The following is a 10,671-nucleotide window of genomic DNA, read 5'->3' as shown; positions in this document are numbered from 1 at the left end:
GCCGAGCTCAAACAGCGCTGGCGCACGCTGCAGCATGTGACGGTCAGCCCCAGCCGGATCGGAGCCATCGCCCAGGCCGCCCTCGTCCTCAACAATGCATGGCACGAAAGGCGTTGAGAAAACCTCACTCACCGGTTTACCGAGAAAACCTGGTTGTCGTTTCCCCCGCGTGAAGCAGGGGTGAGAGAAGTCCGAAGGCTGATTCCTGGCGCTTAATTCGCTCACGGCAGACGGAGAGTGGCTCGGAAAGACTGGAATCCTCTTTGCGGCTATGTCAAGGTACAAAACCTTGGAAGCGAACGGCCAACGGACGATCGACCGGGTGAGACGATGAGGATTTCCTTGCGTCAACACGCACGTCTCTTCCTGCTCAAATTCTTCCCCTTTGCTCGTTTCTCGATGGAGGCTGATGGGTGATGCTCGCGTGCGTGTCGACTGTATGGAGAAGGCGAAACATAGGCCGTCATCGCCGGTTATCCAAACCGGCGATGACGGCGATCATTGACGGCGCTCGCGCTCGACGCCCCTCGCCTCCCACGGAAGTCCATTCATGCCCGAAAAGTCGTTTCCTGCCCCCTCGGCATCCTCTGACGTTGGTGCCGTTCACGCGGCCTTCCTGACCGTCAAGGACGCTGCCGAGTATCTCGGCCTCTCGCCGCACACGCTGTATGTCTGGCGGCATCGACGGCAGGGACCACCGAGTTTCCGCATGGGGCGTCGCGGTCGAGTGGTGTATCGGCGGGACGCTCTCGAGACCTGGATTCGGGAACAGGAGGAGGCCGACTCCCGGTCCAACCCGGCCCTGGACCCTCTGGCATTGGCTCCACAGCACCGGTCCGGCCGCACTTTCGGAGACTGACGGGCCAGACGCTGTGGAACACCGTTTCTTTCGCCGATAAGGAGTATCACCTGGCCGGCTACATAGAGGACCGCTGGATCAAGAAGAAGAGAGATCCGGTAACCGGGAAGAGGGTGCGAACTCCTCGCTACGGTAAGGGGAGGAGATACAAGGTCGCTGGTGTCCCCGGGGTTCGTGATCGGTCTTTCGACACTCTGGAGGACGCCAAGGCGTGGCTTCGCCGGTCTGCCACGGATGAGGAACGCGGGGAGTTCGTGGACCCGCGTGACGGGTCCATCACGCTGGCCGACTACATCGAACTGTACTGGGCGCCGGGCAGGAGGGGAGCTCCCAAGACCCAGCAGGACCAGGAACGTAAAGCGCGGCTTCACATCATTCCGCACCTGGGGGGCTTCCGCTCCGGAACATCACGGCGACGACGCTGCGCGCGTATGCGGCGAAGCTGGAGGAATCCGTCTCCTCGGTCGACTACCGGCGCGGGATCCTGTCCGAGTTGTCCGGCATTCTGGAAGCGGCCGTCGACGACAGACGGCTCGCCAGGAACCCCACGCACGCCAAATCCGTACGCTGGCCCAAGGCGTCCCGGGAGCGGCGAGAGGCATGGTCGCTGGAGACCGCACTCCGGGTTCGTGACGTGATCAGCCCCCGGCACCGCATAGCCGTGGTGCTCGGGCTGGGATGCGGGCTCCGTCAGGGCGAAGTGTTCGGACTGAGTCCGAGGACGTCGACTACGCGCGAGGTGCCCTCCACATCCGCCGCCAGGTGCAGACGGTCAACGGCAGGCTGTTCTTCGCCCTGCCCAAGGGAGCGAAGACCCGCACCGTGGACATGCCCGGTTCGGTCGCCGAGGAGTTGAAGCGCCACATCGAGGCGTTTCCGCCGGTGGAGGTGGAGCTTCCCTGGGGAAGGCCGGGGGAGGACAGACCGCGAAGGAAGTTCCCCCTCCTGCTCACCACACGGTTCGGCAACGCCGTGGCCGTGAACACATGGAACACCTACACGTGGAAGCCCGCGCTGGCCAAGGCCGGCGTCATCCCGCCGCGTGCCGAGGGCGCGAAGCAGTGGCAGTGGGAGGCGGCGCCGAGGGACGGCTTCCATGTGCTGCGGCACACCTACGCCTCGGTCATGTTGGAGGCGGGGGAGTCCGTGGTGACCCTGGCGCGGTGGCTCGGGCACTCCTCGCCGGCCGTCACGCTCGGTTACTACGCTCACTTCATGCCGGAGGCCGGGAGCAGGGGGCGCACCGTCATGGACGGTCTGCTGGGGAGGCGGGGCAGGCGGGGCAGGCGGGGGAGGCCGGGCGGCGGCTGAAACTCCCCGGATTCTCCCCAGGGCGGCTCAGGAGTGGTTCCGGCGGGATCGCCGGCCGGGGGCTTCTGGGGCCGACCGTGGATTGCAAGGTCAGCATGTCGGATAGCCTGTGAAAATGCTTCCCGAAGTCACCGCCACGCGCTATGTGACGCCCCTGCGCGAGGGCGGATCGCTGCCCGGCATCGTCGAGGCCGACGACCTGGGCACCTATGTCGTGAAGTTCACCGGAGCGGGACAGGGCCGCAAGACCCTGGTGGCCGAAGTGCTGTGCGGGCGGCTCGCCCAGCGGCTCGGCCTGCGCGTACCCGACCTGGTGCGCGTCCGGCTGGATCCGGTGATCGGCCTGGGCGAGCCCGACCAGGAGGTGCAGGAGCTGCTCAAGGCCAGTGGCGGGCTGAACCTGGGAATGGACTTCCTGCCCGGCTCGATGGGCTTCGACCCGCTCGCCTACCGGGTGAGCGCACAGGAGGCCGGGCGCGTGGTGTGGTTCGACGCCCTGACGGGCAACGTCGACCGCTCCTGGCGCAACCCCAACATGCTGGTCTGGCACGGCGACCTGTGGCTCATCGACCACGGTGCCAGCCTGATCTGGCACCACAACTGGGCCACCGCGGCCAAGGCGGCCGACAAGCCGTACGACGCCTCCGACCACGCCCTGGCGCCCATGGGGCCGGACATCGCCTCGGCCGCCGCCGAACTGGCGCCGCGGGTGACCGGGGAGCTGCTGGCCGAGTGCGCGGCCGACATCCCCGACGAGTGGCTGGCCGGCGAGCCCGGCTTCGACACACCGGAGGCGCTGCGCCGCGCCTACACCGAGGTACTGGCCGCCCGGGCCGGTACGGTCCACGAGCGGATCACCGTCGGAGTCCCGAGCCAGGACGGGCCCTCCAGGGCGCCCGGCTGGCTGAAGGACTGGGCGGACGCCGTCAGCGGGCTGAAGAAGGGCGGAGGCGCACGGTGAGCGGGCAGTTCGGCGGGCGTGACGTCTTCGAGTACGCCGTGCTGCGTCTCGTCCCGCGGGTGGAGCGCGGCGAGATGATCAACGCCGGGGTCGTCGTCTACTGCCGCGCCCGGTCCTTCGTCGCGGCCCGCACCCATCTGGACGTCGGACGGCTGCGGGCGCTCGACCCGCACGCCGATGTCGAGGGGGTGCGGGCGGCCCTGCACGCGGTGGAGTGCCTGTGCCGCGGCGGGGCGGAGGCCGGGCAGGCCGCGGCCGACGACGCCGGGCGGCGTTTCCGGTGGCTGGTCGCCCCCCGCTCCACCGTCCTCCAGCCGGGGCCGGTGCACACCGGGCTGACCGCCGATCCCGAGGCGGAGACCGAGCGGCTGCTGGAGGTGCTGGTGCGCTGAAGGGGGGGCGCACCGTGCGCACCGGACGCCCCCGGCGGCCCCGGCGTACCGGGAGGCGCACAGGCCCGGACGTGGGCTGGGCCTCACCGCCTCTGTGGCCGTTGACACAGCGTGTCCGTGCTTCTAGCGTCACGTCTGCCGAAGGTACTAAGCGGTTGCTCACCCATTCGAGTGCGAGGAGAACCAGCATGCCCACCACCGAGCAGCGTGTCGCGATCGTCACGGGCGGAGCCCGTGGGATCGGCGCCGCCACCGCCGTCCGGCTCGCCGCCGAGGGCCGGGCCGTCGCCGTGCTCGACCTGGACGAGTCCGCCTGCGCGGACGTCGTGGAGAAGATCACCGCGGCGGGCGGCAGGGCCCTGGCGGTCGGCTGCGACGTGTCGGACACCGAGCGGGTGGAGGCCGCCGTCGCGCGGGTCGCCGAGGAGCTGGGAGCGCCGACCGTCCTGGTCAACAACGCCGGAGTACTCCGCGACAACCTGCTGTTCAAGATGAGCGACTCCGACTGGGACACCGTCATGAACGTGCACCTGCGCGGCGCCTTCCTGATGTCCCGGGCCTGCCAGAAGCACATGGTCGACGCCGGGTTCGGCCGGATCGTCAACCTCTCCTCCAGCTCCGCCCTCGGCAACCGGGGCCAGGCCAACTACGCCGCCGCCAAGGCCGGTCTGCAGGGCTTCACCAAGACCCTCGCCAAGGAGCTGGGCAAGTTCGGCATCACCGCCAACGCCGTGGCCCCCGGCTTCATCGTCACCGACATGACCGCCGCCACCGCCGCCCGCGTCGGCATGGGCTTCGAGGACTTCCAGAAGGCCGCCGCCTCCCAGATCCCCGTCCAGCGCGTGGGCAGGCCCGAGGACATCGCCAACGCCATCGCCTTCTTCACCGGCGAGGAGGCCGGTTTCGTCTCCGGCCAGGTGCTGTACGTGGCCGGCGGCCCGCTCGACTGACGGCCGCCGACGGCCGCACCGCAAACGACGGAACGGAAGAACAGCTCATGGCAGTGCAGGACAGCGGCAGGGTCGCCCTGATCACCGGAGCGAGCCGCGGCATCGGCTACGGCATCGCCGAGGCGCTCGTGGCCCGCGGTGACCGGGTGTGCATCACCGGCCGCAACGAGGACGCCCTCGCGGAGGCGGTGAGGCGGCTCGGCGCGGACCGGGCCATCGGCGTCGCCGGGAAGGCCCACGACGAGGCCCATCAGGCGGAGGCCGTCGAACGCACCATGGAGGCGTTCGGCCGCGTCGACCACCTGGTCAACAACGCGGGCACCAACCCGGTCTTCGGGCCCATCGCGGAACTGGACCTGAACGTCGCCCGCAAGGTCTTCGACACCAACGTCCTCTCCGCGCTCGGGTTCGCCCAGCGCACCTGGGCGGCCTGGCAGAAGGAGCACGGCGGCACCATCGTCAACATCGCCTCCGTCGCCGGGCTGTCCGCCTCGCCCTTCATCGGCGCCTACGGCATCAGCAAGGCCGCGATGGTCAACCTCACCCTCCAGCTCGCCCACGAGCTGTCGCCGGGCGTGCGGGTCAACGCCATCGCCCCGGCCGTGGTGAAGACGAAGTTCGCCGCCGCGCTCTACGAGGGGCGCGAGGAGGAGGTGGCCAGGCGCTACCCGATGGGGCGGCTGGGCACCCCCGAGGACATCGGCGGAGCGGCCGCCTTCCTCACCTCCGACGACTCCGGCTGGATCACCGGCCAGACCCTCGTGGTCGACGGCGGGATCTTCCTCAACGCCGGGGTCGAGTGACCCCCGGGCCCCGCGCGCCGCGACGGCGCGCGTACCGGCCCGCACCTCTTCGGCGCCGTGCCGCCCCGCCGGGGCGGCACGGCGCCGGTCCGCGCCCTGGCACGGCTCCCGCACTCTGCGCGACCGCCCGGGTCCGCCGCCGGACGAAGTCCTGATCTTGCCCGGTCCAGAAGCCTGTCAGCCCCGTCATATGCTGCGGTAAGGTCTGCCACGTCCTCGGCACGACAGGCCCGTTGAGACCCTGCCGTACGTGTGGTGGCACGCGCTCCGCACCGTGGCGCGCGCTCCGTCCCGTCAGCCGATGGATCCCCCCACAGCAACCCAGGCACAAGTGGCATCTAGTGGCATAAGTGGCATAGCCGACCGAGGAGCGTGCAAGTGTTCAGCCAGAACAAGCCTCTGAAGGGCGCAGTCGTGCTGGTGACAGCGACCCTGCTCGCCGGATGCGGCTCGCTGCTCGGTGACGGCGAGAGCGAGGAGGCGATCGTGGTCGGCACCACGAGCACGCCGAGCGTCCTCGACCCGGCCGGCGCCTGGGACGGTTCGTGGGAGCTGTACCGGAACATCTACCAGACCCTGCTGCACTTCCCGAGCTCCAGCGGCACCCCGGAGCCCGACGCCGCCCAGCGCTGCGGTTTCACCGACACCGTCAGCAGCGTCTACCGGTGCGTCCTGAAGAAGGACCTGACGTTCTCCAACGGCAACGCGCTGGACGCGGAGGCGGTCAAGTACTCCATCGAGCGCACCCTGGAGATCAAGGCGCCCACCGGTCCCGCCCAGCTGCTGCAGAGCATCGACCGCATCGAGACGTCCGGCGAGCGGACGATCATATTCCACCTCAAGCGGCCGGACGCGACCTTCCCGCTGGTCCTCGCCACCCCCGCCGCGTCCATCGTCGACCCCGCCGCCTACCCGGCCGACCGGCTGCTGGAGTCGGACAAGATCAGCGGCTCCGGACCGTACCTGCTCGACGGCTACAAGGAGGACGAGCGGGCCGAGCTGGTCAGGAACCAGAAGTACAGGGGCTCCGCGGAGATCAAGAACAACGCCGTGACCGTCCGCTACTTCAAGGACTCGGCCAAGATGGTCGAGGAACTCAAGAGCGGCGAGGTCGACCTCACCTACCGCGGCCTGACCCCGGAGCAGATCGACGACTTCGGGAAGAACCGCAGCGACCACCCGGACATCAAGCTCAACGAGGTCTACGGCACCGAGATCCGCTACCTGGTGTTCAACCCGCACCACGAGTCGGTCGCCGAACCCGCCGTCCGCAGGGCGGTCGCCCAGGTCATCGACCGCAAGGCCCTGGTCCGCAACGTCTACAAGCGCACCGCCGCCCCGCTGTACTCCATGGTCCCCGGCGGCATCACCGGCCACACCAGCGCCTTCTACGAGGAGTACGGCGAGCCCGACGTGGAGAAGGCCCGCACCACGCTCGGCCGGGCCGGGATCGAGGGGAAGGTGAAGCTGACCCTCTGGTACACCACCGACCGCTACGGCGCGACGACCGCCGAGGAGTTCGCCGAGATCAAGCGGCAGCTGGAGGCGTCCGGGCTGTTCGAGGTCACCCTGGAGGGCCGTGAGTGGCGCGAGTTCCAGAAGAGCGTCACCGAGGGCGAGTACCCGGTGTTCGGCCGCGGCTGGTTCCCCGACTTCCCGGACGCGGACAACTACATCTCGCCGTTCGTCGGCAAGGAGAACGCCCTGGGCACGCCGTACGAGCACAAGCTCCTGACCGGCACGCTGCTGCCCAAGTCCCGCAAGGAGAGCGACCGGGGAGCGGCCAGCACCGCCTTCACGCAGGCGCAGAAGATCCTGGCCGAGGACGTCCGGCTGCTGCCCCTGTGGCAGGGCAAGCTCTACATCGCCGCGCACGAGGACATCGCCGGTGTGGAGTGGAGCATCGACTCCTCGACGATCATGCGCATGTGGGAGCTCGACCGCAAGAAGAGCTGGTGACCCGGGAGGGCGGGCGGTCTCCGGTGACCGCCCGCCCGCGCGGCGCGCCTGTCAGCGGTCACCGGTACGTTCTGGGGTACGCGCCCGGGTGAGGCGCGCGGAACCGACACCGGAGGTCTGTCTCACGTGAACGCCATGCTGCCCGAGTCCTGGCAGAAGGTCCTCGGCGACGAGCTGGAGAAGCCCTACTTCAAGGAGCTCACCGAGTTCGTCGAGGAGGAGCGGGCGCGCGGGCCGGTCTACCCGCCCCGCGAGGAGGTCTTCGCGGCGCTGGACGCCACCCCGTACGAGCAGGTCAAGGTGCTCGTCCTCGGGCAGGACCCGTACCACGGCGAGGGGCAGGGACACGGGCTGGCTTTCTCGGTGCGGCCCGGGGTGCGGATCCCGCCGTCCCTGCGCAACATCTACAAGGAGCTGCAGGCGGACCTGGGCTGCCCCGTCCCGGACAACGGCTATCTGATGCCGTGGGCGAAGCAGGGCGTACTCCTGCTCAACGCGGTGCTGACGGTCCGGGCCGGGGAGGCCAACTCCCACAAGGGCAAGGGCTGGGAGAAGTTCACGGACGCGGTGATCCACGCCGTGGGCGCCCGCCCCGACCCGGCCGTCTTCGTGCTGTGGGGCAACTACGCGAAGAAGAAGCTGCCGCTGATCGACACCGAGCGGCACACGGTGGTCCAGGGTGCGCACCCCTCGCCGCTGTCGGCGAAGAAGTTCTTCGGATCACGCCCCTTCAGCCGGATCGACGAGGCGATCGCGGCGCAGGGGCACACGCCGATCGACTGGTGCATCCCCAACCTCGGCTCCTGAGCCGTCTCCCGGACGGCCCGGGCGGTGTGCCCGGGCCTGCTCAGTCCAGCTCGTAGTCGAAGGTGTAGGCGACGGACGGCTCGCCGTGCACGGCGGTGAAGCCGCCCGTCCCCCGCAGCCCGGCCAGCCCGCCGGTGGCCGACCCGGGCACCACCTCGAAGACGCAGTGCACGGTGCCCTTCTCGTCGAAGGTGCCGCGCTCGGCGAGCACGAAGGAACCCGCGCGTCCGTCGAGGGTGCCGGAGACCAGCTCGTGGCCGGTGAAGCTGCCGGCGGAGGCGGACCCTCCCGCGGTGTAGGCGATGGTGTACGCGCACGAGGTCCCGGTGGCCGCGATGCCGCCGGCGAAGTGGTTGGTGACGACGGCGGAGGCCAGCTTCGGGCCGCCGCCGTCGCCGCCGCCGGTGCCGCCGGCCTCGGCGATGACCTTCTCCTGCCAGTCGGCGAAGGTGAAGCTGCCGGTGGTGTGCGTGGTCATGGGGCTCCTCACATGCGGTGGCGCGGGCCCTTCCCGCGCCGGCCGCCATCACTGTCCCGCCCGTACCTGACATCTCCTGTCAGGTACGGGCGGCAGACTGTCGGCATGCGCGCCGACCGCCTTCTGCAGATGCTCCTGCTGCTCCAGAACCGGGGCCGGATGACCGCACCGGAACTCGCCGCCGAGCTGGAGGTCTCCGTACGCACCGTCTACCGCGACGCCGAGGCGCTCATCGCCTCCGGCGTGCCGCTGACCGCCGAACGGGGGCCGGAGGGCGGCTACCGCCTGATGGAGGGCTACCGCACCCGGCTGACCGGCCTCACCGGCGAGGAGGCCGACTCCCTGTGGCTGGCCGGGATGCCGGGGGCCGCGGCCGAGCTGGGGTTGGGCGCCGAACTGGCGACCGCGCAGCTCAAGCTGCGCGCCGCGCTCCCCGCGCAGCTCGCCGAGCGCACCCGGCGCGTCTCCGAGCGCTTCCACCTCGACGCCCCGGCCTGGTTCCGGGACGCCGACCCCGTACCGCACCTGGCCCGCGTGGCCGAGGCCGTCTGGGAACAGCGGACGCTGCGCGTCCACTACCGCCGCTGGAAGGGCGAGGTGCGCCGCGAGCTGCACCCGCTCGGGCTCGTCCTCAAGGGCGGCATCTGGTACCTCGTCGCCCGGTCCGCCCACGGCCCGGAGGGCGAGGGCGGCGGACCCCGGCCCCGGGAGGACCTGCGCACCTACCGGGTCTCGCGCATCCTCGCCCTCGAGACGCCGGGCGAGCGCTTCGAGCGGCCGGCCGGCTTCGACCTCGCGGCGCACTGGGCCGAGGTCGCCGGCCGCCTGGAGACCGGCCGCCTGCGGGACGAGGCGCTGCTGCGGCTCTCCCCGCGCGGCATGCGGCTGCTGCCCATGCTCTTCGGCGCGGTGGGCGCGCGGGCGGTCCGGGAGGCCCGGGAGACGGACGGGCCGGACGGGGACGGCTGGGTGAGGGTGCTCCTCCCCGTGGAGAGCACACCCGTGGCGGTGGGCGACCTGCTCAGGCTCGGGACGGAGGCCGAGGTGCTCGGCCCGGCCGGACTGCGCGCGGCCTTCTCCCGGGAGGTGGAGGCGCTGGCACGCAGGTACGGACGGGGCACGGGTGAGAGCGCCTGAGCGCCGCGGCCGCCACCGGCGGCTAGCGTCGGAGGACGGCGCGGGAAGTACGTCCGCGCCGCCGGCACCGACACCACCACACAGGAGAGCCCGTGGCGGAGCATCGGCAGGAGACGGGAGCGGCGGGGGAGGAGGGGAGCGCGGCGGGCGAGCCGCTGCCGACCAGGATCGGCCAGGCGGTCATCCTGCACCGGGGCGGGGACCGTGAGGAGGCGCGCAACCGGCTGGCGGACCTGTGGGAGGAGACGGGCGAGGACGGCGACCCCTTCCACCGCTGCGCCATCGCCCACTACCTGGCCGGCACCCAGGACGACCCCGTGGCCGGACTCGAGTGGGACCGGCGCGCGCTGGCCGCCGCGAAGGCCCCGGCCGGGGACCGGGCGGCCGTACGGGCCCTGCTCCCCGCGCTCCATCTGAGCCTGGCCGCCGGCCACGCCGGGCTCGGCGACCACGCCGCCGCCCGGCGCGAGCTGGCCCGGGCCCGCGGGGCTGCGGGAGAGCTGCCCGACGACGCGTACGGCACGGGCGTCAGGGCCGCCATCGAGAGGCTGACGCGCCGGCTGGCGGCCACCGGCGAGCCGCCGTGTCAGTGGCCGTAGACCCGCCGGCAGGTCCGCGCCGGTTCGCTGTCCGAGGCCCAGCCGCCGTACATCTCCCCGAGCCCGCACACATCAGCGCCGGGCCACGGGGAGGCGCCGGGGGAGCTACCGGGGGTGCGCTCCGGGCGGGCGGGCCCGGAGGGGAGGCGTTCGCGCCGCGGCGGGCGGGGAGCCGGGCGCGTGGCGGGCGGGGAGGCGGGAGCCGGCGGAGAGGACGGCAGAGGAGAGGGCGCCGACGAAGGACAGGTCGGGCAAGCGGCCGGGAAGCAGGGAGACCGGAAGGCGCCGGCGTGGAGCTTTCGCCTCGTCGTCCAGGGCGTGCAGGGGCTCAGCGCCGTCATCGAGTCGATCGCTCATGGGCGGCTCCGATGGGATGGACAGGCATGAGTCACCGTGCGGGCTGCCGCGGCGGGTG

General features: G+C 71.1%; 11 protein-coding genes. 10 read left to right on the top strand and 1 reads right to left on the bottom strand.

Features of this window, described 5'->3' with window-relative positions:
• Positions 1 to 550: 550 nt before the first annotated feature.
• The 8 genes from ACLIYP_RS26940 to ACLIYP_RS26905 all read left to right on the top strand — a co-directional run bounded on the left by ACLIYP_RS26940 (position 551) and on the right by ACLIYP_RS26905 (position 8,042).
• Positions 551 to 859, top strand: a complete 309-nt coding sequence (locus tag ACLIYP_RS26940) for a helix-turn-helix domain-containing protein (RefSeq protein ID WP_412715702.1) — start codon at positions 551 to 553, stop codon at positions 857 to 859.
• A gap of 762 nt (positions 860 to 1,621) precedes the next feature.
• Entirely contained in the window at positions 1,622 to 2,170 is a 549-nt protein-coding gene (locus tag ACLIYP_RS26935) for a tyrosine-type recombinase/integrase (protein WP_412715701.1), read from the top strand.
• Positions 2,171 to 2,285: 115 nt separating this feature from the next.
• Positions 2,286 to 3,131, top strand: coding sequence for a HipA family kinase (locus ACLIYP_RS26930; RefSeq protein WP_412715700.1), 846 nt, complete (start codon positions 2,286 to 2,288; stop codon positions 3,129 to 3,131).
• Positions 3,128 to 3,523, top strand: coding sequence for a DUF3037 domain-containing protein (locus tag ACLIYP_RS26925; protein WP_412715699.1), 396 nt, complete (start codon positions 3,128 to 3,130; stop codon positions 3,521 to 3,523). The genes ACLIYP_RS26930 and ACLIYP_RS26925 overlap by 4 nt, the downstream gene beginning before the upstream one ends.
• Before the next feature lie 188 nt (positions 3,524 to 3,711).
• On the top strand, positions 3,712 to 4,473 hold the full coding sequence (fabG, locus tag ACLIYP_RS26920) for a 3-oxoacyl-ACP reductase FabG (protein WP_412715698.1): 762 nt from the start codon (positions 3,712 to 3,714) through the stop codon (positions 4,471 to 4,473).
• 47 nt (positions 4,474 to 4,520) lie between these two features.
• Positions 4,521 to 5,276: an SDR family oxidoreductase gene (locus tag ACLIYP_RS26915; RefSeq protein WP_093658449.1), complete on the top strand. Its 756-nt coding sequence runs from the start codon at positions 4,521 to 4,523 to the stop codon at positions 5,274 to 5,276.
• A 378-nt stretch (positions 5,277 to 5,654) separates the two neighbouring features.
• Positions 5,655 to 7,235 (top strand): ABC transporter substrate-binding protein, encoded by a 1,581-nt coding sequence (locus ACLIYP_RS26910; RefSeq protein ID WP_412715697.1) that lies wholly within the window; start codon positions 5,655 to 5,657, stop codon positions 7,233 to 7,235.
• Positions 7,236 to 7,370: 135 nt separating this feature from the next.
• A complete protein-coding gene (locus tag ACLIYP_RS26905; RefSeq protein ID WP_412715703.1) occupies positions 7,371 to 8,042 on the top strand; it encodes a uracil-DNA glycosylase in 672 nt (223 codons plus the stop codon).
• A 40-nt stretch (positions 8,043 to 8,082) separates the two neighbouring features.
• Here ACLIYP_RS26905 and ACLIYP_RS26900 read toward each other — a convergent pair whose 3' ends face one another.
• Positions 8,083 to 8,520, bottom strand: coding sequence for a DUF3224 domain-containing protein (locus ACLIYP_RS26900; RefSeq protein ID WP_412715696.1), 438 nt, complete (start codon positions 8,518 to 8,520; stop codon positions 8,083 to 8,085).
• A gap of 105 nt (positions 8,521 to 8,625) precedes the next feature.
• Between ACLIYP_RS26900 and ACLIYP_RS26895 the strand changes: the two genes are divergently transcribed.
• Both ACLIYP_RS26895 and ACLIYP_RS26890 read left to right on the top strand, forming a co-directional pair.
• Positions 8,626 to 9,657, top strand: a complete 1,032-nt coding sequence (locus ACLIYP_RS26895) for a helix-turn-helix transcriptional regulator (protein ID WP_412715695.1) — start codon at positions 8,626 to 8,628, stop codon at positions 9,655 to 9,657.
• Between the two features lie 92 nt (positions 9,658 to 9,749).
• The gene (locus tag ACLIYP_RS26890) at positions 9,750 to 10,256 is read left to right on the top strand and encodes a hypothetical protein (protein WP_412715694.1); all 507 of its coding nucleotides are present in this window, start codon (positions 9,750 to 9,752) and stop codon (positions 10,254 to 10,256) included.
• Positions 10,257 to 10,671 lie beyond the last annotated feature (415 nt).

The sequence above is a fragment of the Streptomyces nanhaiensis genome (genome assembly GCF_046614825.1).
In the GTDB taxonomy this organism is placed as follows: domain Bacteria; phylum Actinomycetota; class Actinomycetes; order Streptomycetales; family Streptomycetaceae; genus Streptomyces; species Streptomyces radiopugnans.
This window is presented reverse-complemented; position numbering and strand designations above follow the sequence as displayed.